Origin of the sequence: Mesorhizobium waimense (assembly GCF_003601975.1) — a bacterium.
In the GTDB taxonomy this organism is placed as follows: Bacteria; Pseudomonadota; Alphaproteobacteria; order Rhizobiales; family Rhizobiaceae; genus Mesorhizobium; species Mesorhizobium waimense.
In genome coordinates, this window is record NZ_QZWZ01000001.1 from 45,187 (window position 1) to 67,454 (window position 22,268).

16 protein-coding genes are annotated in these 22,268 nt (G+C 65.3%); 3 read left to right on the forward strand and 13 right to left on the reverse strand.

The genetic code is table 11. From position 1 onward, the window contains the following. Window positions 1–64 precede the first annotated feature (64 nt). The 11 genes from addA to D3227_RS00315 form a co-directional block, all read right to left on the reverse strand. Window positions 65–3,583, reverse strand: coding sequence for a double-strand break repair helicase AddA (gene addA / locus D3227_RS00260; protein ID WP_120012149.1), 3,519 nt, complete (start codon window positions 3,581–3,583; stop codon window positions 65–67). After that, window positions 3,580–6,699 (reverse strand): double-strand break repair protein AddB, encoded by a 3,120-nt coding sequence (addB, locus tag D3227_RS00265; RefSeq protein WP_120011705.1) that lies wholly within the window; start codon window positions 6,697–6,699, stop codon window positions 3,580–3,582. The genes addA and addB overlap by 4 nt, the downstream gene beginning before the upstream one ends. Further along, complete coding sequence (locus tag D3227_RS00270) at window positions 6,696–7,424, reverse strand: nucleotidyltransferase family protein (RefSeq protein ID WP_120011706.1); 729 nt, start codon at window positions 7,422–7,424, stop codon at window positions 6,696–6,698. The genes addB and D3227_RS00270 overlap by 4 nt, the downstream gene beginning before the upstream one ends. Beyond that, entirely contained in the window at window positions 7,421–8,926 is a 1,506-nt protein-coding gene (gene tsaE, locus D3227_RS00275) for a tRNA (adenosine(37)-N6)-threonylcarbamoyltransferase complex ATPase subunit type 1 TsaE (RefSeq protein ID WP_120011707.1), read from the reverse strand. The genes D3227_RS00270 and tsaE overlap by 4 nt, the downstream gene beginning before the upstream one ends. A gap of 8 nt (window positions 8,927–8,934) precedes the next feature. Next, window positions 8,935–11,493: a sensor histidine kinase gene (locus tag D3227_RS00280; RefSeq protein ID WP_120012151.1), complete on the reverse strand. Its 2,559-nt coding sequence runs from the start codon at window positions 11,491–11,493 to the stop codon at window positions 8,935–8,937. Between the two features lie 186 nt (window positions 11,494–11,679). After that, window positions 11,680–13,080, reverse strand: a complete 1,401-nt coding sequence (gene ahcY, locus D3227_RS00285; protein WP_120012153.1) for an adenosylhomocysteinase — start codon at window positions 13,078–13,080, stop codon at window positions 11,680–11,682. Window positions 13,081–13,256: 176 nt separating this feature from the next. Then, window positions 13,257–13,553, reverse strand: coding sequence for an HPr family phosphocarrier protein (locus tag D3227_RS00290; protein ID WP_120011708.1), 297 nt, complete (start codon window positions 13,551–13,553; stop codon window positions 13,257–13,259). Then, window positions 13,550–13,951, reverse strand: coding sequence for a PTS sugar transporter subunit IIA (locus D3227_RS00295; RefSeq protein WP_010912939.1), 402 nt, complete (start codon window positions 13,949–13,951; stop codon window positions 13,550–13,552). The genes D3227_RS00290 and D3227_RS00295 overlap by 4 nt, the downstream gene beginning before the upstream one ends. 164 nt (window positions 13,952–14,115) lie before the next feature. Continuing rightward, window positions 14,116–14,577: an HPr kinase/phosphorylase gene (locus tag D3227_RS00305; RefSeq protein ID WP_120011710.1), complete on the reverse strand. Its 462-nt coding sequence runs from the start codon at window positions 14,575–14,577 to the stop codon at window positions 14,116–14,118. A gap of 17 nt (window positions 14,578–14,594) precedes the next feature. Further along, complete coding sequence (locus tag D3227_RS00310) at window positions 14,595–16,379, reverse strand: sensor histidine kinase (RefSeq protein ID WP_120011711.1); 1,785 nt, start codon at window positions 16,377–16,379, stop codon at window positions 14,595–14,597. 22 nt (window positions 16,380–16,401) lie between these two features. After that, window positions 16,402–17,103, reverse strand: coding sequence for a response regulator transcription factor (locus D3227_RS00315; protein WP_006201274.1), 702 nt, complete (start codon window positions 17,101–17,103; stop codon window positions 16,402–16,404). A 342-nt stretch (window positions 17,104–17,445) separates the two neighbouring features. Between D3227_RS00315 and D3227_RS00320 the strand changes: the two genes are divergently transcribed. From D3227_RS00320 to D3227_RS00330, 3 genes are all read left to right on the forward strand, one after another. After that, on the forward strand, window positions 17,446–19,047 hold the full coding sequence (locus D3227_RS00320; RefSeq protein WP_120012155.1) for a phosphoenolpyruvate carboxykinase: 1,602 nt from the start codon (window positions 17,446–17,448) through the stop codon (window positions 19,045–19,047). A gap of 82 nt (window positions 19,048–19,129) precedes the next feature. Further along, on the forward strand, window positions 19,130–19,567 hold the full coding sequence (gene arfB, locus D3227_RS00325) for an alternative ribosome rescue aminoacyl-tRNA hydrolase ArfB (RefSeq protein WP_120012157.1): 438 nt from the start codon (window positions 19,130–19,132) through the stop codon (window positions 19,565–19,567). 94 nt (window positions 19,568–19,661) lie between these two features. Beyond that, on the forward strand, window positions 19,662–20,279 hold the full coding sequence (locus D3227_RS00330; protein WP_120011712.1) for an alpha-ketoglutarate-dependent dioxygenase AlkB family protein: 618 nt from the start codon (window positions 19,662–19,664) through the stop codon (window positions 20,277–20,279). On the opposite strand, the gene D3227_RS00335 is transcribed toward D3227_RS00330, so the two are convergent. Both D3227_RS00335 and D3227_RS00340 read right to left on the reverse strand, forming a co-directional pair. Then, on the reverse strand, window positions 20,242–21,852 hold the full coding sequence (locus D3227_RS00335; RefSeq protein ID WP_120011713.1) for a hypothetical protein: 1,611 nt from the start codon (window positions 21,850–21,852) through the stop codon (window positions 20,242–20,244). The two genes, D3227_RS00330 and D3227_RS00335, sit on opposite strands and share 38 nt — an antisense overlap. Continuing rightward, on the reverse strand, window positions 21,849–22,265 hold the full coding sequence (locus tag D3227_RS00340; RefSeq protein ID WP_120011714.1) for a GtrA family protein: 417 nt from the start codon (window positions 22,263–22,265) through the stop codon (window positions 21,849–21,851). The genes D3227_RS00335 and D3227_RS00340 overlap by 4 nt, the downstream gene beginning before the upstream one ends. Window positions 22,266–22,268 lie beyond the last annotated feature (3 nt).

Consider the following 22,268-nt stretch of genomic DNA (forward strand, 5'->3'; position numbering starts at 1 on the left):
CTTTCGAAAATTCAGTTGCACCAAATGTGGTGGCTGTCGCGCCCTTCTTCAAGCAGTTCTTGTGTCACGCTCCCGTGAGTCGGGCAAGGGCATCGTCCATGACCGCCGCCGGCAGCTCGATCAGCCGGGGCGCCTCGGTAAACAGCAGTGCAGCCGACAGCTCGTAGCCGGGATAAAGCGGATGAAGCAGCGCCCGATAGAGCGCGAGCTGCAGCACATAAGCCGGCGGCACCTCTGCAATCGTCGCAGGCGCCGGCCGGTTGGTCTTGTAGTCGACGATCGACACGCGGCCCAAGGCCACTGCCAGGCGGTCGATCTTGCCGGAGATGGAGCGTTTCTTGCCCTTCACCTCGAGGCTGCCCATGATCGAAACCTCGGCGCGCGACGTGGAGCCGAACAGCGGCGCGAAGCGCGGGTCTGCGAGGATTGCGAACACTGAGGCCAGCGCCTTGTCGCGCTCGGCCTCGGGCCACTCGGCGCCGGCACGCGCCAGATAGCGCTCGGCCGCATCCCGGCGTTCGTCCTCGGCGATCCCAGGCAGCATCTGCAGCAGTTTGTGCAGGGCCAGCCCGCGCATAACAGCGAAACCGGGCTCCGCCTCCGCATCCAGCACCGGTGAGCGCGTGTCGGCCACCGTTTCCTTGCCCTCGTCGATCAGTGCCGAAGCGCCGGACGGCGACAGCGGCCGCGGCAGGTCCTCGTAAGGCGGCAAGGGCCGGAATAGGCTCGCCGGCAATGGCGCGAACGGGTGCGCCGGCCTGTTCTCCCCGGTTGCCGCGATTGGTACCGGCGGCAGCTTGGTCATGTGGAAGCAGTGTACGGGCTCGCCGGTGGCGGGATGCCGGCGCTCGGCGCTTTCCGGAGCGCCGATCAGCGCGCGGCTGACGATCGAGTGCCAGGTACCTGTGCTTGGCGCCCGCTTGCCATGATAGCCGCAGACGATCAGCCGGTCCTCGGCGCGCGTCATGCCGACATAGAGCAGCCGGCGGTATTCGTCGTCGGCGAGTTCGCGAGCGCGAGTTGCGGCGGCCTTGGAAAAGCCGTTGGCGACGTCGCTGGCCGAGCGCCAGAGATAGCCCTTGCCGCGAAAATGCTCGCCCGAGCCTTGGAACGGCATCAGCCGCGGCAGATGCTGGTCGCTAAACGGCGCCGAGCCGCCATCGACCAGGAAGACGACAGGCGCCTCCAGGCCCTTGGCGGCGTGCACCGTCATGACGCGCACCTCGTCGCGGGTCTGGTCCATCTCGCGCTTGATCTCGGGGCTGGTGCTTTCCAACGTCGCCAGGAAGGCTTCCAGCCCCGGCAGGCCGGTCCGCTCCTCGGCCAAGCAGAAGCTCAGGAACTCGTCGATGATATCACCGGCCTCCGGTCCGAGCCGCGCGATCATCTTCTTGCGCAGCCCGTCGCGGGCCAGTGCCGCGGCATAAAATTCGAACACCGGCTTGAACGCCGCCTCATCCGCCCAGGCATCGAGCTGGCTAACGATGGCGGCCAGCGCGGCGTCTTCGCCAGCATGCAGTCTCAGTGAGCCGATCAGCGACAGGCCAGGCGCCCGCCCGCTTGCCAGCGCAAAAAGCCGCTCCTCCGAAACATCGAAGATCGGACTGCGCAGCACGGCGGCCAGCGACAGGTCGTCCTGTGGCTGGATGAGGAAATGGCCGAGCGCGATCAGGTCCTTGACCGCGATATGGCCGGGCAGGCTGAGCCGGTCGGCTCCGGCCACCGGGATCTGCCGGTTCTTCAAGCTGCGCGACAGCGCATGGACGAAGCGGTCGCGCTTGCGCACCAGCACAAGTATGTCGCCCGCCGTCAGCTTCCGGCCCTTGCCTTCGATGGTCTCGCCGTCCCGGAGCCAGCTCTGGATGGTCGCGGCGACATGCTCGGCAACGCGCACCGCCGGCGCGCTGGCATGGTTGACGGGCAAGGTCCAGTCGTCGGGTTCCTCGACCGCATCGGCGCCGATCGACGGCCAGACCTCGACATAGCCGGGCGCATCGGTGCGGATCGCCTTGTGGTTCAGCGGGTCGGGATCATGGCTGATGCCGCGCCGCACGCCCGGTTCGGCAAAGACGCGGTCGACGGCAGCCAGCACGTCGTCGGTCGAGCGGAACGACCAGGTCAGCTTGAGGTCGGCAAACGAGGCGTCCGCGTCGCGCACGCGTCCGGCAAACAAAAGCCTGCTGTCGGCAAAGGAGTCCGGGGCGGCACCCTGGAAGGAATAGATCGACTGCTTTTCGTCGCCGACGGCAAACACGGTGCGCTGCACGGTCTCGCGCTGGCCGAGCCCGGCAAAGAATTCCTCCGTCAGCCGTTTCACCACCTCCCACTGGTCGGGGCTGGTGTCCTGCGCCTCGTCGAGCAGGACATGGTCAATGCCCTGGTCGAGCTTGTATTGCACCCAGGGTCCGGCGTCGGGTCGCGCCAGCAGGCCGACCGTGCGGGTGATGAGATCGTTGAAATCGAGGAAGCCGCGGCCGCGCTTCAGCTGTTCGTAGCGCGCGATCAGCCAGCCGGCGACGGTCAACGCGGCACAGGTGCCCTCCAGCATCCGGAACAGCGCCAACCTGTCCGAGGCGTCGAGAATGGCATGGACCGCCGCCAGATAGCGCTCTGGAAGGTCGGGCAACCGGTCGAGCAGCGCCTTCTTGAACGCCTTTTGCGGATCATAGGGGTCGCCGTCCGCTTTGAGGAAGGCCTTGCCGAGCATCTGCAACCGGCGGATCGGGTCGTTCTCGGCGAAGGCGGCACGGGCATAGGGCAGCAGATTGTTCAGCACGGTGCGGGCGTCGGTGGCTTCGGCGGCATGGGCGAAGCCGGCAAAATAGTCGGGCAGGAAGCCCGGCAGAGGCCAAGCCGAGGCGGCTATGCCTTCGGCCGTTTCTCCGGCGCGGAACCGAAATTCGTCGAACAGCGGCTGGAAGCCGCGCCCGTCACGGCCAAGCGCGCCGATGAAGGCGCGCAAGCCGTCGCGCTTGTGCACGATCTCGGCAAGCAGTGCGTCGAGCCCGGCTTCACCGCCGCGCTCCAACACGGTGGCGAAGGCCTCCGCCAGTCCGGCGTCGCCGGCGGTCGTGCCCGAGATCATGTCGCGGCGGGCGGTGGCGAAAAGCGACGCCTCCATCTGCGGGTCGAGCATTTCGAAATGCGCGGCGATGTTGGCCTCCAGCGGGAACTGGTGCAGCACCGATTCGCAAAAGGCGTGGATGGTCTGGATCTTCAACCCGCCCGGCGTCTCCAGCGCCTCGGCGAACAGCCGCCGTGCCCGGCGCATGGTGTCGCGATCGGCTCGCCGGCCGTCCAGCGCTTCGATCCGTGCGGCCAATTCCGTGTCGCCGAGCAACGTCCATTCGGAAAGCGTCGAAAACACCCGGTTCGACATGTTGGCGGCGGCGGCGCGCGTGTAGGTCAGGCACAGGATCTTCGACGGATCGGTGCCGCACAACAAAAGCCGGATGACACGCTGCGCCAGCACATGCGTCTTGCCGGAGCCGGCATTGGCCGACACCCAGGCCGAATTCAGCGGGTCGGAGGCGCGCGCCTGGCTGGCGGCGGTGTCGCTCGGGATCGGGTAGGCCTTCTTCATGCCTCCCCCGCCTCGTCGCCGCTGTCGCCGCCGGCCGACCATTCGAGCACGCGGGCGAGATGGTCGTAGTCGCCGTCGGCCTCGCCCTCGCGGAAGGGCAGAGCGCGCGACAGATAGCCGGTCATCGGGTCGGCATAATGGAAGAGCAGGTTCTCCAGCCGCGCCCAGGCTTCTTCGGCGAGATCGGCGGCGGTCCTCGGCTTGCGGTTGTATTCAAGGATCGATTCCTCGAACACATCGCCATTCGGCTTCAGCCTGACGAAAGCGAGCTGCGACGGCTCGCGGGCGCCAAGATCCCTGAAAGCGCCACGCCTGAGCAGCGCGCCTTCCAGCGCCAGCTGCGGCGCCAGCAGCGTGTGCGCCTGCGCCTTCGATGGCGAGGAGCCGGTCTTGTAGTCGAGTATGTCGGCCATGCCGCCAGCCAGCAGGTCGACGCGATCGGCATAGCCGGACAGCGTCACGCCGGTGCGGCCGACAGCGGTCTTCTCCGCCCGCTCCTCGGCATGGCGCCGTGTCACGGCTTCGGCGCGGCCGTGCTCCCATTCGATGATGTTGGCGGCGAGCTTTTCGAAGCGCGGCCACCACACCGCCTCGACATCGGGCGGCAGCGCGGCCTCGGCAAAGCAGCTGCGGCCGGCCTCGATGAGGCCGTTCAAGGCGCCGGGTTCGCGCGGGTCCAGCACGCGGCGCGAGAACAGATGCAGGGTGGCGTGAAACAGCGTGCCGCGCTCGGCAGCACCCGGATCGCGGATCACCGGATCGAGCGGCACCAGGCCGAGGATTTTCCTGGCATAGATCGCATAGGGGTCGCGGCGCAGCGTCTCGATCTCGGTGACCGAGAAATTCTGCGGCCGGACGCTGAGCGGCGGCCTCGGCTGCGGCCTTGGCGCAAAATCCTGCTTTTCGCCGGCGTCAAGCGCGCGCGCCCAGGCCAGCAACTCGTCGCCGCGCCGCAACGGTGCTGCCGCATGCTCCTTGCCGATGAAGGTGACCAGGCGCTGCAGCCAGCGCGACGGCACCGCTGGTGCGTCGCCGGAACGGGCCGAGCGCGTCAGCACGACCTGTCTCGCCCCCATCGCCATCTGGAAGTCGTGCGCGGCAAGGCCGATACGCCGTTCCGGCGGCTCCAGGTCGATACCGGTCTTCATCAGCCGCGACATGAAGCGGTCGCTCTCCGGCTTGCGCGGCCACACGCCTTCGTTGAGCCCGCCGATGACCAGCGTGCCGACGTTCTGCAGTCGTGCTTCCAGCGCGCCCCAGATGGCGATGTTGCGGTCGGTGCCCTGTGCCGGCTTGACCGTTTCCGCCGCCATCAGCGCCTCCATCACGTCGGGCCATTCGGCCGCCGCAAACGAGAACGGCGCTGACGCTGCGACCAGACCGCGCAGCAGTTCGGCGAGTTTTTCGCCGGCGTCGCCGGCATAGAGCTCGGCAAGGCTGCCATCCACCGTGCGTCCAAGGTTTTCCAGCGCAACGATGCTCGCCCGCGTCAGCGCGGCGAGATCGGCGTCGGCTTCGCCGCGAAAGGCGAGGAGTGGAGTGAGTGCGGCCACCAGACGGGCAAGCACATCTCGCGCATTCTCGACGCCGCGCACCGTCAGGCGCGAAAACCAGAAGGGCGGCCGGCTATCGCCAAGGCCCGAGAGCCGGGCTTCGAAGAGTTCCGCGAGTAAAGCGGCGTCGGGACGGCCGGTGCCGCCGCGCAGCGCCACCAGTTCGATGATTTCCGCCGCATGGCGGACGTCAGCGCGCTCCAGGCCGAGGCCGAGCAGCGGGTGCTTGAGCAGCGACAGCAGGCCGACCGGGTCACCCGGCCGGAACATGGCCTGCAGCGCCAGCCTCAGCAGGCTGGCCGCCGGCGTGTTGGCTAAAGGCGTGCCGCCGGAATCGTCGGCGATGACGCCGAAGCGCTTGAGCTCCGCCGAAACGCGCCGCGCCAGCGCGCGGTCGCCGGTGACGAGCGCGGCTCGCTGGCCGGGCTGTTCGACGGCGCGTTTGAGCGCCACCGCGATCGCCACCGCCTCGTCGCGTTCGCTGGCGGCCTCCACCAAAGTCACATCGGCCAGGGCTTCGGCGATATCGCCGGATTGGAAAGCAAGCCGCGTCTCGGTCCACAGCTCGGTGGTCTCGGCCGGCCGCAGCGCCTCGCCGACCAGGGCCGCGCGCAGCGCCAGCGGCCGGTCCGCGGCGGCGATCTCCTCGACATCCGCCCGCAGCACGCCGATGCCGTTGATCAGTTTGGCCAGGCCGAATTGCGGGTGGCCAAGCAGGGCCGGACGCGCGCCGGGTGCCGAAAGTGCGGCGAAGGACGCCTCGTCCAGCCTGGTGTCCAGGCCGGGCAGCACGACGGCACCATTGGGCAGGCCGGCGATGGCGGCCAGCAATTCGGCGGTCGCCGGGATCGAGCCGGTGGAGCCGGCGGCGATCACCGGGCCGGCCGGTGGATTGCGCTTCAGCCGCGCCGCCTCCAGCCGGATCAGCGCGCTGCGATGCGCGGCCGGGTTCGAGCGGTGGCGCTCTTCCAGCAGCTGCGGCCAGCTGTCGGTGACGATGCCGAGAAAATCCAGCGTCACCTGCCACCAGCCGGCGAGATTGCCGGTCACCAGCGTGGCGAGCTTGGCCCAGTCCGTGCCCTCGGTCTCGATCTCGTCCATCAGCCGGGCAAGGTCGCGCGCCAGCCAGATCGCATCGGCGGCCGAGGCCGGAATGACGATCTCCTCGTTGAAACGGGCAGCGACCGCTGCCGGCAGACGGCTCTTCCACAGCCGCACCAGCGGCGCCAGCAGGAGCAGGCGTTCCTGCGCCGCGATCGGCGGCGCCAGATCGATGGCTAAAGCGCCCTCGGCATCGAAGCCGGCCTCGTCCTCGTCGAACTCGCCGAGCGGGCGCACCACCGGGAGGATCGCCGATCGGCCGCCCAGATGGTCGACAAAGGCGCCGCGCAGCGCCCGCGCGGCGCGGCGGGTCGGCACATAGATGGTGACGTCGGCGAGCGCCAGCGGGTCGCCGTCGAAGCGGAAACCCGGAACCAGCCGGCCAGCCAGCAGGGCCTCCGCCAGCGTCGGCAGGAACGGCGCTCCAGATGGTATCGAGAAGACGCGGCGCGAGCCGCTCATATGACTTTCGCGAGGGCGCCGGCCACCGCCGCTTCCGCCAGCGGAATGGCGTCGGGCGTGCCGACGGTGATCCAGCGGCCCTGCATCTTCATGCCGAACAGGCGGCCAGCGGCAATGGCCGTATCGAAATAGGCGTTGAGCGAGTGCGGCTTTGCCGGTGCGTCCTTGAAGATGCCCGGATGAATGATCGCCGCCCCGGCATAGATCACGCCGGCCGGGTCGCCCTTCGATCGGCGCAGGGCGCCATCCGGCGCCATCAGGAAATCCGTGCCGACGCAGTGTCCGGTCGCTGAGTCGAGATCCGTAAGCATCAGCAGAATATCCATTCTCGAGCCGTCCCATGCAAGGGAAAGGCGCTCGAGGCTGGGCTGGCCGCTGTCGATCCAGAATGTGTCGGCGTTGATGATGTAAAAGGCATCTTTGCCCAACTCCGGCAGCGCCTTGACGATGCCACCGGCCGAATCGAGCAAGGCCTCACTCTCGTCGGAGATGACGATCTTCGGCGCCCGCCGTGCAGCGACATGGGCAACGATCTGCTCGGGAAGATAATGAACGTTGACGATAGCCGTCTCGACGCCTGCCATGGCCAGGCTGTCCAGCCCCCAGTCGAGCAGCGTCTTGCCGGCGATTTTCACCAGCGGCTTCGGCATCGTGTCGGTGATCGGACGCATGCGCCTGCCAAGCCCCGCGGCAAGCACCATCGCAGTCGTGGGGTTAGCGGTCACAGCGGTCGTTCTTCCAGCAAGCCATGGGCGACATAGAAGGCGTGTAACCCGGCGAGCGCCGGATGCGCCAGTGCCCGCCGCAGATAGTCGCGAATGCGCGGCAGGTGCCTGAGGTAATAGGGCTTGCCGTCGCGCTTTTCGAGCCGCACGAAAATGCCGAGGATCTTCGAATTGCGCTGCGCCGCCATGATTGCATAGGCTTCCTTGAAGGCCGCCTCGTCGAAGCCGCCGGCGGCGTGGCGCGCCGCGATATAGGCGTGGAGCGTCCGCTTCTCGATGTCGGGCGAGACTGTGACGCGGGCATCCATCGCCAGCGAGGCGATGTCATAGGCGGCGGGGCCGATCAGCGCGTCCTGGATGTCGACGATGCCGAGGCGGTCGTGCCCAGAGCGCTCGCCGCGCCAGATGATATTAGGCGAATGGAAGTCGCGCAGCATCAGCGTGTATTCGCTAGCCGCGAGCCGGTCGAGAACCGCGTTCCATTCCCTGGCGTAGCCGGCCCGCAAGGCTTCGCTGGCCGGGCCGCCGGTGACCATCGGCACATACCAGTCGACCAGCAGCTCGGCCTCGATCATCATGGCGTCGCGGTCGAAGGGCGGCACGTCGTGGAAGATGCCGGGCGCTGCCTGCATGCGCTCGGGCCAGGCCTTGCCGTGCATCATGGCCAGCAGTTCGGCCGCTGCCGCATAGCGCTCGGCCACCGGCTGTCCGTCGCTGCCCAGGAACCCATCCGAGCCGAGATGCTCAAGCAGCAAAAAGCCCTGGTCGAGATCCTCGGCATGGATCTCCGGCACGCTGACGCCGGCGGCCAGCAACGCCTTGTCGATGGCAACGAAGGCCGTGACGGATTGCGCGGAGTGGGCGATCACGGCGTAGGGCTTGCCGTCACGCACCGGCGGCCCCAGCACCAGCCGCGGCGAATTCATCAGCACGCGCGGCGCAAAGCCGGCGTGCGAGACGATCTCGTAGGAGCGGGCCGAAGCGTCGCCGACGAAATGGCGGCGGCTCGCCCCACCACATCCGGCCGAGTCGAGAAAATCGCGCATCGCCAGCGACCGTGCCGCGCGCTCGAACGTGGCACCTTGCCCCGACAGGCTTGCCCGGCGGGCCTCGCCCTGATGGTCGAGTTCGATCCACAGCGCGCTTGCCGGCATCCGGGTTTCGGCCCGTTGCGGCCACTCGACCAGTGCTGCCCCTTGCGTCAGCGCATCGTCGAAGCCGAGTTCGTCGAGTTCGGACGCCGAAGACAGCCGATAGAGATCGAAATGATGGACGGGAACGCGCGTGTCGTAGCTCTGCACCAGCGTGAAGGTCGGGCTCGGCACGTCGAGGGCCGTATCGTCGGCCAGCGCCCGGATCAGCGCGCGTGCCAGCGTCGACTTGCCGGCGCCGAGATCGCCTTTCAGCGCCAGCACATCGCCGGGGCGCAGCGCCATGGCGAGATCCTCGCCGAGCCTTGCGGTCGCGGCCTCGTCGGCGAGAAAACGCTCCAGCCCTGCCATGAAGCGCGCTACTCGGCCGCGGCGCGAATGCCCGAAGGCGCGTCGGGGAAGGTGCAGATGACCGTGGTGCCGCTGTCCCTGCCGGTCTGGATGCGGACGCTGCCGCCATGCAATTCGACGAAGCTCTTGACGATCGACAGGCCAAGCCCGGCGCCGCGCCGGCGCCCGCCATTGGTCCTCGGCTCGAAGCGGCGGAACACCGAATCGAGCACGTCCGGCGGCATGCCGGGTCCGTCGTCATGGACGGAGAATTCCACGCCCTCGGCCAACTGTCGGCAGGCAAGCGTGACCGTGCTTGCCTCCGGCGCGTAGTTCGCGGCGTTGCTCAAGAGGTTGTAGAGGATCTGGCGGATGCGGGTCTCGTCGCCGTGGAAGCTTTTCGGCGCCGCCGCCGCATCGACCTTGAGCCTGATCGAATGCTCCTCCAGCCGCTCGGCGACCAACTCGGACGCAGCCGCGATGGTCCGCTCGACGCTGACCTCGGAGATGTCCAGCTGCATGATGCCGGCGTCGACCGTCGCCAGGTCAAGTATGTCATTGACGATGGTGAGCAGCACCGAGGAGGATGAGCCGACATGCTCGACATATTCGCGCTGCTTCGGCGTCAGCGGCCCGGTCGCCGGCAGCGACAGAAGCTCGGTGAAGCCGATGATGTTGGTCAGCGGCGAGCGCAACTCGTAGGAAACGTGCTGGACGAAATCGTTCTTCAGCTGGTCGGATTTCTCCAGCGCCTCGTTCTTGTCCTTCAGCGCCCGCTCGACATTGACGCTGTCGGTGACATCGACGAACGTCATCATCACCTGGCCGTTGGGCAGGTGGATGACGGCGTAGCGCAACACCGTGCCGTTGGTGAGCTCGGTCTGGCCGTGGCGGTCGCGGCGCTCGTCGTCGAAGCCGGTGATGGCGGCGACGAACCCTCCCCACGGGCTGTCCGCAGCACGCTGGTCGCACAGGTCGCGGATCGCCTGGACATGGACGTTGGGCTTGACCACGTCCTGGCTCAGCCCCCACAGCGCGACGAAGGCCGGGTTGGAGAGGCGAAGCCGCCCGTCGGGTCCGAACACCGCCACGCCCTCGGCCAGATTGTCCAGCGTCTCGCCCTGGACCCGCACCGCCGTCTGGTAGCGGCTTTCGAGGTCCATCTTCTCGGTCAGGTTCTCGAACACCCAGGTCACGCCGCCCTTGGGCTGTGGGTTGGCGACAACACGGATCGTCTTGCCGTCGGGCAGATGCCACCAGTGCTCCTGCGATTCGACGGCGCGGTAGGCGCTGAGCAGGCCTTCTTTCCAGCGCCGCCACTCGGGCTGCTCGGCGATCTTGCCTTCGCTGCGCAGCCGGTCGAGCAACAGGGCGTTGTCCGGGGCGCTGTGCAGGAAGCCGCTGTCGAGGTTCCACAGCTTCTGGAACGCCTGGTTGAAGAAGCGCAGCTTTTCGTCGGTGTCGAAGATCGCGACCGCCGTGTTGAGCTGGTCTAGCGTGTCGGCGTGGCTTCGGACGGTACGCTCATATTCGCCGCGGATGGTCTCGGTGGCGCTGGTGTCGCAGGCAAGCCCGGCCGAGCCGTCCGTGCCGGCGAAGTCGGTCACCGCGAAAACGCGACGATCGCCCTCGATCACCGTCGAAAGCGTCTGTTCGAACACCGGGCGCATCTTGTGCTGTTCGGCGATCGTCTCGCGCGCCTGGCCGCCGAGGAATTCCTTGGCCTCGCGAACCGCGGTTTCGGCGTTCGGCGCCTCGACCGCCTCGCTATAGGCGCGGTTGACCCATTTCAGCCGCCCGTCGGCCGTGCGCAGCCATGTCGGCATCTTCAGCGCGTCGAGCAGGCCGAGCATGGTGTCGTAGTCGGCGCTGAGCCGCTGGTTCTCGATCTTGAGCCTTGCCTGGCTGCGCAGCGTTTCCGACAGCGAGACGAAACGCACCAGCACATGCGCCGCGCTTTTGCGGCCATAGACTTCGAGCGGCACCCCGGCCTGGGTTTCGATGACGAGGTCGAAAGTCTTGGCCTGCTCGCGCAAGGCGGCCACGGCATGTTCCAGCGCCGCCGCCGAACGCGGCATCAGCCAGCGGCCGAAGGCGAGGAACGCCGCCCGGTCCTCGGGCGCGCCGCTCTCCACCGGCAAGGTTCCGAGAAGTTCAGGCTTCTTGTTCTCCGAGGCCCAGACGACAACGCGCTGGTCGCGCAGGTTGAGCAACGCCTCGGAGCGCTGCAGCGCCGCGTTGACGTCGGCTATGCGGGTCCTGAGTTCGGCATTCTGCGCCGAGGTGCGCGCCCTCTCACGGATCAGGAAAATGGCCGACACGAGTGCCGCACCCATTACGCCGGCGAACATGGCCATTTGCATGACCTCGACCGCGCTGACCCCCAGTCCGGCCTTTTGCGTTGGTTCGGCATGCGCGGCAAATACAAGCAGCGGACCGGAAAGCGCCGAGGTGGCAAGAAATGTCCCGATGCGGGCTCCGGCACGCCATAAAAGGCGCCCGCCCGCAACGGCGGGGCCGGTCTTTGTCGAATCACAATGGCCGCCGGAAACGGCCTGTCCCGCCTGACGCGGGTTTTCCCCCGGCATGTCTTGGTCCTCTTCGCCGCCTGAATGCAAGACCGCCCTGACGCGTGCGCCGTCCCTCGTCCCCGGACCGCGAATCACAACATAGCGCTTGCTGGAATCCGCGTGAAGAATCAATCGGCGCAAAAATAAAGCCGGGCGAAAAGTCAATCGCCCGGCTTCAATATGTGGTAGCAAATTTCGCTTTGGTTAATAGCGGTAGTGTTCCGGCTTGAACGGCCCCTGCGGCGTGACGCCGATATAGGCGGCCTGTTCGCCGGACAGTTCGGTTAGCCGGGCACCGAGCTTGCCCAGATGCAGGCGCGCGACCTTTTCGTCGAGATGCTTCGGCAGCACGTAGACCTGGTTCTGGTACTGGCCAGGCTTGCTGTAGAGCTCGATCTGGGCCAGCACCTGGTTGGTGAACGAGGCCGACATGACGAAGCTCGGATGGCCGGTGGCGTTGCCGAGATTGAGCAGCCGGCCTTCCGACAAAAGGATCATCCGCTTGCCGTCCGGAAAGGTGATCATGTCGACCTGCGGCTTGACGTTGGTCCATTTGAGGTTGCGCAGCGACGCCACCTGGATCTCGTTGTCGAAGTGGCCGATGTTGCCGACGATCACCATGTCCTTCATCGAGCGCATGTGGTCGAGGGTGACGACGTCCTTGTTGCCGGTGGTGGTGATGACGATGTCGGCGGTGGGAGCGGCGTCTTCCAGCGTGACGACCTCAAAACCGTCCATCGCCGCCTGCAGCGCGCAGATCGGATCGACCTCGGTGACCTTGACGCGGGCGCCGGCGCCCTTCAGCGACGCCGACGAGCCCTTGCCGACATCGCCATAGCCGCACACCACGGCGACCTTGCCGGCCATCATGGTGTCGGTGCCGCGGCGGATGCCGTCGACCAGCGATTCCTTGCAGCCATATTTGTTGTCGAATTTCGACTTGGTCACGGAATCGTTGACATTGATCGCCGGGAACGGCAGCAGGCCCTTCTTCTGCAGCTGATAGAGCCGGTTGACGCCCGTCGTCGTCTCTTCGGTGACGCCGCGGATCGCTTCCTTCTGCTTGGTGAAGAAGCCGGGCGAGGCCTTCAGCCGCTTCTTGATCTGGGCGAACAGGATCTCTTCCTCTTCGCTGCCCGGGTTGGACAGCACGTCCTCACCGGCTTCGGCGCGGGCGCCGATCAGAATGTACATGGTGGCGTCGCCGCCATCGTCGAGGATCATGTTGGAGGTGCCGCCATCGGTCCACTGGAAGATCCGGTCGGTGTAGTCCCAGTAATCCTCGAGCGTCTCGCCCTTGACGGCGAACACCGGGATGCCGGCCTCGGCGATCGCCGCCGCCGCGTGGTCCTGGGTCGAGAAGATGTTGCAAGAGGCCCAGCGGATGTCGGCGCCCAGCGCCTTCAGCGTTTCGATCAGCACCGCCGTCTGGATCGTCATGTGCAGCGAGCCGGTGATACGCGCGCCCTTGAGCGGCTTCTTGTCGCCGAACTCCTCGCGGCAGGCCATCAGGCCCGGCATTTCCGTTTCGGCGATCTCGATCTCCTTGCGGCCCCAGCCGGCAAGCGAGATGTCGGCGACCACATAGTCCTTGCTACCCGTCATGGCAGTGCTCCGATGTGAAATGTCTGTGGCACGCGCCCGCGCCGGAAGGCGCATGGAGGGGCGCGAATTGCCGGCCCTGACTAGCAGATCGGCCGCCAAACGACAATGGGATATAAAGAAATCTTTATTCGTGCATGTCTCTGCCGGACGCCGTCAGCATTTCAGGCAAGCCGCGGTCAGCTTTCCTCGCCGAAACGCGAGGCGACCAGTTGCTCCAGCGCGTCCATAGCCTGCAAGGCTTGCGGCCCGCTGGCGGTGACGCGGATAGAATAGCCGGGGCTCGCCGCCAGCATCATCAGCCCCATGATCGACGTGCCGCCGACCTTGACGCCGTCCTTCTCGACATCGACCGTGGCGTCGAAACCGCTGGCGACCTGGACGAACTTGGCTGAGGCGCGCGCATGCAGGCCGCGCTGGTTGACGATCGGAAACTCGCGCACGACCTGGTCTTTCTCCGGCCACAGCGCGTTCATTTGCTGCTCAGGAGCTGGCTGGCCACATTGATGTATTTGCGCCCCGCCGCCTGAGCCTCGTCGAGCGCAGCGGCCATGTTGTCGCCCTTGCGGATCGACGACAGCTTGATCAGCATCGGCAGGTTCATGCCGGCAATCACCTCGGTGCGGCCGGATTCCATCACCGAAATAGCGAGGTTTGAAGGCGTGCCGCCGAACATGTCGGTCAGGACAATGACGCCGGCCCCGGTGTCGACGCGCGCCACGGCGTCGACGATGTCGCGGCGACGCTGCTCCATATCGTCATCGGCACCGATCGCCACGGTTTCGAAATTGTCTTGTGGCCCGACGACATGTTCCACGGCATGTCGGAACTCGGTGGCCAGTTGACCGTGCGTTACAAGCACGAGTCCGATCATTCGTTGGTGGCTCCCGTCATCGCCGCTTCACACGCGCATTTTATGCTCGCCAGCCATTCCAGGCGGCGGGAGCGCTATCTTGTCGACGCGAGGCGCGTTGACAAGCCCAAAATTGCGCCGGCCCGGGCCATTTTGACGCATTGCAACAAATAATCCGAACCGGATCATAAAAAAGGCGCGATGGACAACCGCGCCATCACCGCCGGCAAGGCCGTGGCGGCGTTGCGCTCGGCAAGGTCGATACGCTGCACCGGGCAGCCTGCGACCGGCTCGCTGATTTCCTCCTGAAAACGGGCCATCTCTGCTTTCGGCACCAGCCGCACATGCAGGTCGATCACGCCGCCCGCTTCGAACGGCAGCGGACGCGGAATGAGCCCAGGCACTTCGGCGAGGCCGGCGATGGTTGCCGGCACGCGGCAGACCAGCCGCCCCGCATGACTTGAGGCAAGCAGCCTGTCGTCGCCGATCATGCGTGAAAACAGCCCCCGTGTGCGGCAATGGTCCAGGAGTATAAGGGCCAGCGTCGTCTTGCCGGCGCCCGACGGCCCGGTGATGAGGACGCCGCGCTCGCCGATCAGGATCGCGGTTCCGTGGATGTTTTCAGGCTTCGTGGCGGCATCGGGCATGATCGTGTTCGGCCGGGTCAGCCTTCGGCGGGCAAGGTGACGACGAAGCGCGCGCCCTTGATCTCGCCGGGCTTGGTGCCCGGGATGTTCTCGGCCGTCAGCGTGCCGCCATGGGCCTCGACGATCTGTCGGCTGATCGACAGGCCGAGGCCGGAATTCTGGCCGAAGGCTTCGCCGGCTGGACGGTCGGTGTAGAAGCGCTCGAAGATGCGGTCGATATTGTCGGCCCGGATGCCGGGGCCATTGTCGTCGACCGTGACGATGTTGACCTTGCCGGCGCGCGCCAGCGAAATGGCGATGTGGCCATGGTCTTCCGGCACGAAGGAGCGGGCATTCTCGATCAGATTGGTGACGACCTGGCCGATCCTGAGATCGTGGCCGGTGACGAAATAGCCTTTGACGCCCTGCGGCAGCTTGGCAACCTTGAACTCGATCTCGACCGCCTTCTTGTTGCGCGTCGCCTCACGCGACACCGCGACGAGATCGGTGATGAACTTCTTCAGGTCCACTGTCCCGGCGTCTTCCCGCGCGAGTTCGGCGTCGAGCCGGGAGGCGTCGGAAATGTCGGTGATCAGCCGGTCAAGCCGGCGGACATCGTGCTGGATGATCTCCATCAGCCGGCCGCGCGAATTGTCGTTCTTGGCCAGCGGCAAGGTCTCCACGGCGCTGCGCAGCGACGTCAGCGGGTTCTTCAATTCATGCGAGACGTCAGCCGCGAAACTCTCGATCGCCTCGATGCGGGCATAGAGCGCATTGGTCATGTCGCGCACGGCAATCGAAAGATTGCCGATCTCGTCCTGGCGATCGGAAAAGTCGGGGATTTCCTCGCGGTTCTTGACGCCGCGCCGCACCCTGACGGCAGCGGCCGACAGCCGCCGGAGCGGATTGGCGATGGTCGAGGCAAGCAGCATCGACAGGATGGCGGTGACAAGTGCGGCGATGCCGAAGACGCGCAGGATCGCCTTGCGTTCGGCGGCAACGATCTTGTCGATGTCGCCGCCCTCGGTCGACAGCATCAGCACGCCAAGCACGGCGCGGAAGCGCTGGATCGGCACGGCCACCGAAACGATCTGTTCGCCCTGCTCGCTGATGCGCACGATGGTCGACGGGCTGCCGGTCAGCGCCTTGACCACTTCGGGGAAGGCAGCACCATTGCCGCCCGGCTGTTCGTGGTAGACCGGCAGGTCGGTGTTGCGGAAGAAGTCGAAAACGAATTTCTGCACCCGCTCCAAAAGGTCTGGCTCCTCCTCGTCGACCGGCGGCAGGTCGTAGCGCAGGATCTGGCCGCGCGAATAGAGATGGCGCGAATCGAGCAGAAGGTTCGCGTCGCGGTCATAGATGCGGGCGCGCGTGCGCGTCGGCGAGATCAGGCGCCTGAGCACCGGCGCGACGCGCTCCGGATTGATCGGGAAATCCAGATTGTCGAGCTGGTCGGAGCCGGGTCCGAGGCTTTCGCCGGCTTGCAGCTCAAGCAGCTTTTCCGGATCGATGCTGATCGAATCGGTTTCGACAGTCGCCGACGCCGCGATCGCGCCGGCGATGATCTCGCCCTGCGTCATCAGGCTTTCGACACGGGCATCGATCAGCCCGTCGCGGAAGGTGTTGAGGTAGAGAATGCCGGTGACCAGGACGGCGAGGCCGGCAAGGTTGAGGAACAGGATGCGCCGTGTCAGGCTGGAAAAGATGTGATGGCCTAGGAAACGGCGCATCGGCACGGTGATCTTCGACAGGAATGCGGGCAGAATCCTCGACGGGCGCCTGGCAGCGCCCGCCCTTCTGCTCCGCTCTACGTCCACTGCCATCGAATAGCAGCTCCCGCTGAAATTAAGCCTCGCGGAACCGGTATCCGACTCCGTAAAGGGTTTCGATCATCTCGAAGTCATCGTCGACGGCCTTGAACTTCTTGCGCAGCCGCTTGATGTGGCTGTCGATGGTGCGGTCGTCGACATAGACCTGTTCATCATAGGCCGAATCCATCAGCGCATCACGGCTTTTTACCACGCCGGGGCGCTGCGCCAGCGAATGCAGGATCAGGAACTCGGTCACCGTAAGCGTCACCGGCTCGCCCTTCCAGGTGCAGGTGTGGCGCTCCTGGTCCATGACCAGCTGGCCGCGTTCCAGCGAGCGGGCCTGCTGGCTAGGCGCCTTGGCCGCCGCCTCGCGGGCGCTGGTGCGGCGAAGCACCGCGCGGACCCGCTCGACCAGAAGACGCTGCGAAAATGGTTTGCGGATGAAGTCGTCGGCGCCCATCTTGAGGCCGAACAGCTCATCGATCTCGTCGTCTTTCGAGGTCAGGAAGATCACCGGCAGGTCGGATTTCTGGCGCATCCGGCGCAACAGCTCCATGCCGTCCATGCGCGGCATCTTGATGTCGAGGATGGCGAGATTCGGCGGCCGCGCCGCCAGGCCTTCCAGCGCTGACGCCCCATCCGTATAGGTCTCGACGCGGTAGCCCTCCGATTCGAGGGCAATCGACACAGACGTCAGAATGTTGCGGTCGTCATCGACAAGCGCGATTGTTGCCATTTCAAGCGGCTCCCTCATGAGCTGTCCCTTCTTTCGTAGAGAAGGGGCTTTTGCAGGACAAATTAGGTACAAAATGTGGCATAGGCTCCGCCCGCTGTCACGGACGGCATGCCGGCGGCCACTATCGCACCCTATGCGGATTGGACGATCAACGATTGCCAATCCTTTGGGCAACCATCGGACTTTTTTGCACATATAAACGATTTAAACAACTTTCAAAATTTTTAAATCGATTAATGATTTGATATCATTCGGGTTTTCTGGTTCTGACCGTCTCAGCCTCCTTCGTGAGGTGCCGGTAATTCACCGGCCAGGAACGGCAAATCACAGAAGGGACACTTGATGTCGGAAGCCGGCAAACGCAATCCCGCATGCAAGATCGATCTCGAGACCACCGGCATGGTGCGCTATAATTTTAGTGCCGCCGCGCTTTACGAGGAGGCGATCGGCCGCGGCGAGGCCCGGCTCACCGCCCATGGCGCGCTTGTCGCCGAGACCGGCCAGCACACCGGCCGTTCGCCCAAAGACAAATTCGTCGTCCGCGACGCAGCAACCGCGCCGCACGTCTGGTGGGACAACAACAAGGCAATTTCGCCGGCTGAGTTCGACACGCTGCTGGCCGATTTCCGCGCCCATGCGGCAGACAAGGATCTCTATGTCCAGGATCTGGTCGGCGGCGCCGACGCGGAGTTGAAACTGCCGACCAGGGTTATCACCGAATTCGCCTGGCATTCGCTGTTCATCCGCAACCTGCTGATCCGCCCGCAAGCCGCCGAACTCGAGCATTTCGTGCCCGAAATGACGATCATCGACCTGCCGTCCTTCCGCGCCGATCCGGCCCGCCACGGCACCCGCACCGAGACGGTGATCGCGGTCGATCTCACGCGCAGGATCGTGCTGATCGGCGGCACCTCCTATGCCGGCGAGATGAAGAAGTCGGTCTTCACCATGCTCAACTATCTGCTGCCGGCGAAGGGCGTGATGCCGATGCATTGCTCGGCCAATGAAGGACCGGCCGGCGACGCGGCCGTGTTCTTCGGCCTGTCGGGTACCGGCAAGACGACGCTGTCGGCCGATCCGTCGCGTACGCTGATCGGTGACGACGAGCATGGCTGGGGCCCGCAAGGCATCTTCAATTTCGAGGGTGGCTGCTACGCCAAGACGATCAGGCTTTCGGCCGAAGCCGAGCCGGAGATCTTCGCGACCACGCAGCGCTTCGGCACCGTGCTGGAAAATGTCGTGCTCGGCGCCGACCGCGTGCCGGACTTCGACGACGGCCAGCTCACCGAAAACACGCGCTGCGCCTACCCGCTCGACTTTATTCCCAACGCCAGCAAGACGGGACGCGCCAGCCATCCCAAAAACATCATCATGCTGACCGCCGACGCCTTCGGCGTGATGCCGCCGATCGCCAGGCTGACGCCGGCGCAGGCGATGTACCATTTCCTCTCCGGCTACACGGCCAAGGTGGCCGGCACCGAAAAGGGCGTCACCGAACCGGAAGCGACGTTCTCGACCTGCTTCGGCGCGCCGTTCATGCCGCGCCATCCGTCGGAATACGGCAATCTGCTGCGCGAACTGATCGCCCACCACGACGCCGATTGCTGGCTGGTCAACACCGGCTGGACCGGTGGCGCCCATGGCACCGGCCGCCGCATGCCGATCAAGGTGACGCGGGCGCTGCTCGCAGCCGCACTCGACGGCTCGCTGAAATCAGCCGATTTCCGCACCGACGCCAATTTCGGCTTCGCGGTGCCGGTGGCGGTTGCCGGCGTCGACAGCGCCATTCTCGATCCCCGTTCGACCTGGGCCGACAAGCCGGCCTATGACCGGCAGGCAGCCAGGCTGGTCGGCATGTTCGCCACCAATTTCGAGAAGTTCGAGCCCCATGTCGATGCAACGATCAGGGGCGCTGCACCGCGCTTGCAGGAAGCCGCGGAATAGCCTTTTCGGCATCCGCTTGCGTATCGAGACCCGGCTCCGGTCGGGTCTTTTCTTTTTTCCTCCGCCGCGCCATGACTGCGGCATGACCAACGACGACAAGATCACCATTGCCGACGACGCCGTGATCCACCCGGGCGACCTGCACGAGGATTTCATCCGCTCGTCCGGTCCTGGAGGCCAGAACGTCAACAAGGTGGCGACCGCGGTGCAGCTGCGCTTCGACGCCGCCAACGCGCAGGGCCTGTCGGATCGCGTGCGCGAAAGGGCGCTGAAGTTCGCCGGCCAGCGCGCCACCAAGGACGGCGTCATCGTGATCGAGGCCGGGCGCTTTCGCACGCAGGAGCAGAACCGGGCGGACGCACGCGCCAGGCTGACGGCTCTGGTCGCCAAGGCGGCCGAGCCGCCACCGCCGCCGCGCAAGAAGACCCGGCCGTCGAAGGGCGCCGTCGAGCGCCGTCTCAAGACCAAGGCCGGGCGATCCACCGTGAAGAAACTGCGCGGCCGGGTCGGTGACGACTGAAATTGCCTTGCCCGGCGAAAGCGGCTTTCGGGTCGCCGGTTTCTTCTGATGATGGCATTCTGTGCCAGACAAACCGGATGAGGCGGAAACTCTGATGCTCGTTCTGCCCAAAGGCGTGCGCCATATGCCCGGCTACCTGCCGCGTCCCGCGCAAGAGGCGCTGGTCGAGGACATCAGGAAGGTGGTGCAGGCCGCACCTTTGTTCGTGCCGGCGATGCCGCGCACCGGCAAGGAGATGAGCGTGCGCATGACCAATTGTGGCGCGCTCGGCTGGGTCACCGACAAGGAGCAAGGCTATCGCTATCAGCCGACCCACCCGGTGACAGGAACGGCCTGGCCGCCCATCCCGGACCCGCTGCTGGAATTATGGCAAAAGGTGGCGGCTTATCCGCATCCGCCTGAGGCCTGCCTGGTCAATTTCTATGCCGAGGACGCCAAGATGAGCCTGCATCAGGACCGCGACGAGGCGGATTTTTCCGCCCCCGTCGTCTCCGTGTCATTGGGCGACGACTGCCTTTTCAGGGTCGGCCAGACGACGCGCGACGGGGCGACCCGATCGTTCAGGCTGAAGAGCGGCGATGTCGTCGTGCTTGGCGGCGAGGGCCGCCTCTGCTTCCACGGCGTCGATCGGATCTACCCGTCGACCTCGGCGCTGCTCAAGAATGGCGGCCGGATCAATCTGACACTGCGGCGGGTGACGAAAGCAGTGTAACGAGATCATCCGTCAGCGGTTGAGGGCGGATATAGTCGTCGCGCAGATAGATGCGCACGATATCGTCCTCGGCAAGTACGCGGTAGTGAGCCAGGATGGCGTCAAAGCCAAATCGTTTCCTCAGCCGGTTCGTCCAGTACATATCGTCCTTCTGGAAGACGATGACGTCTGGGCGCCGACGTTCGAATTCTTCACGCTTGCCTTCGGCATAGCGCACCATGATCGTATTGTAGTGCGTTGCTTCGGCGGCATTGCCTGAAAGTTCCGCCAGTTTGGACAGATAGAGCGAGTATGCCCCCAGCCAATCGCTGACATGGGTCGAGACGAAACGCCCGCCGATCATGCGATTGAGGGGATGGCCAGCAGCAATGTCGGAACCGATCAGTGCGACCGTCGGCTGGTCTGTCGCGGTGTGAATGGTCGCAACCAGCGTTGAGTCCGGCTTCTGGCTGCTCCAATATGGGCAGAAGGCGACCACCACCCCTGCCAGCATCAGGGCACGCGTTGTACCGGGCACAAGGGACAACAAGTTTTCCGAGTGTCGCTCGCTCCTCAAATATGCCAGCAGGCAAAAAATGGCTGCGATGGCACAGAAAATGGTGGGGTAGGCGTGATAGGCCCAACCTTTCGCCTGGTAAAAAAGTGGAAACATGCCCGCAACCGATGCGGCCAGCCCCACTGCCGTCAACTCAGGAAACCGCCCTGCCGGCCACAGCCGAAAGGCGGAGAACAGCAGAAAACACCACGCAAAACCGTAACGGGCGAGGATGGGTTGGAAAACGCCGATTTGCGCATAGACATCCGCCAGAAGCGGATAAACGTTGTGCAGGAATTCCGGATAGATCAGTTTGACCGCTCCAAGATAAGCGATGCAAACCCCTCCGATGACCCAGTGTTCGGGAGCGAAGATCGGCTTCAAGCTGCGTCGACGCACTGCCACGAGCAGCGCTGGCACCAACACCATGATCGCATAGTAGGGTTTGACCAGCAGCAGCATGCTGCCCGACAGGCCGGCTAGCGCGGCAAGGCCGAGGCTCGGCGGTGTCGCATTTTCGCGCGCGCGCCAGGCATGAAGCACCAACAGCGGGATGAAAAACGCAACGCCGATATGCTCCCGCTCGCTGAAGGCGTTGCCGGGAAAGATGACCAGCATCGCGTAGAAGGCGGGGGCAAGCTTAAACAATGATGCCGTTTCAGGAAAACCTGCGCGCTTGATGATGGCGCCCGAGAACAAAAGTCCGGCAAGCGCGGCCAGGTAGGTCCAGGCCTGGACCAGGATTTCAGGAGCGATTCCCAGCATCCGAGCCGCCGCCACCGGCGGCCAGTACAGCCATACGCTGAACGGAGGATTGGTCTCGTAGATTTGGGAGTACAGCCGCTCACCGGAGAGCATGCGCTCGCACGCCGTGATCAGCCAGCTCGTGTCCGGAATGGTCCCCCAGCGCATCTGCCAGACGATCGAGAAGATCGTGATGGCCGCGAAGGCAAGGGCATTGCGACTGGAAAATAGCGACGTCGCCAGATCCTGGCTGCGCCAGCGCTCCAGGGTGCTGACATCATTCGAAATACTCATGAAACCGCCCGCATCTTGGTGCCCGGCGCGAACACCCACCGGTCGAGGACGAAGTAGTTGAAAGCTGGCACGGCGGCGCAGATGATAGCGATCGACAGCACTGGTTTCGCACCAAGACCATCGACCAGAATCAGTGGCAACAGCCAGGAAAAACCGAGCCCAAGCGCCGTTAGCAGGAAGAACCGGGGCGCCTCGAACGCATGCGACCCCGGCGACACAAAGGTCACATATTTGTGGCCGGCATAGGAAAAGATCGCAGCAATGACGTAGGCGGCAACCGAAGCCCGCGTCGCCGGCAGCGCGAAACCCGGAAGCGAGGACAGCAAGAAGGCGCACACCGCATAGACCAGCGTGGATGCAATCCCGATCAGGGCAAAGCGCGACAGGCGACGATACGAACCAGTACTCACCATGGT

Excerpts from the sequence above, each read along its gene's own strand:
- arfB (WP_120012157.1), top strand. The coding sequence starts at position 19,130 with ATGACCAACGACGACAAGATCACCATTGCCGACGACGCCGTGATCCAC.
- D3227_RS00335 (WP_120011713.1), bottom strand. The coding sequence starts at position 21,852 with ATGAGTATTTCGAATGATGTCAGCACCCTGGAGCGCTGGCGCAGCCAG.
- D3227_RS00310 (WP_120011711.1), bottom strand. The coding sequence starts at position 16,379 with ATGGCAGTGGACGTAGAGCGGAGCAGAAGGGCGGGCGCTGCCAGGCGC.
- addA (WP_120012149.1), bottom strand. The coding sequence starts at position 3,583 with ATGAAGAAGGCCTACCCGATCCCGAGCGACACCGCCGCCAGCCAGGCG.
- D3227_RS00315 (WP_006201274.1), bottom strand. The coding sequence starts at position 17,103 with ATGGCAACAATCGCGCTTGTCGATGACGACCGCAACATTCTGACGTCT.
- D3227_RS00340 (WP_120011714.1), bottom strand. The coding sequence starts at position 22,265 with ATGGTGAGTACTGGTTCGTATCGTCGCCTGTCGCGCTTTGCCCTGATC.
- addB (WP_120011705.1), bottom strand. The coding sequence starts at position 6,699 with ATGAGCGGCTCGCGCCGCGTCTTCTCGATACCATCTGGAGCGCCGTTC.
- D3227_RS00290 (WP_120011708.1), bottom strand. The coding sequence starts at position 13,553 with ATGAACGCGCTGTGGCCGGAGAAAGACCAGGTCGTGCGCGAGTTTCCG.
- tsaE (WP_120011707.1), bottom strand. The coding sequence starts at position 8,926 with ATGGCAGGGCTGGAGCGTTTTCTCGCCGACGAGGCCGCGACCGCAAGG.
- D3227_RS00305 (WP_120011710.1), bottom strand. The coding sequence starts at position 14,577 with ATGCCCGATGCCGCCACGAAGCCTGAAAACATCCACGGAACCGCGATC.
- D3227_RS00280 (WP_120012151.1), bottom strand. The coding sequence starts at position 11,493 with ATGCCGGGGGAAAACCCGCGTCAGGCGGGACAGGCCGTTTCCGGCGGC.
- D3227_RS00295 (WP_010912939.1), bottom strand. The coding sequence starts at position 13,951 with ATGATCGGACTCGTGCTTGTAACGCACGGTCAACTGGCCACCGAGTTC.
- ahcY (WP_120012153.1), bottom strand. The coding sequence starts at position 13,080 with ATGACGGGTAGCAAGGACTATGTGGTCGCCGACATCTCGCTTGCCGGC.
- D3227_RS00320 (WP_120012155.1), top strand. The coding sequence starts at position 17,446 with ATGTCGGAAGCCGGCAAACGCAATCCCGCATGCAAGATCGATCTCGAG.
- D3227_RS00330 (WP_120011712.1), top strand. The coding sequence starts at position 19,662 with ATGCTCGTTCTGCCCAAAGGCGTGCGCCATATGCCCGGCTACCTGCCG.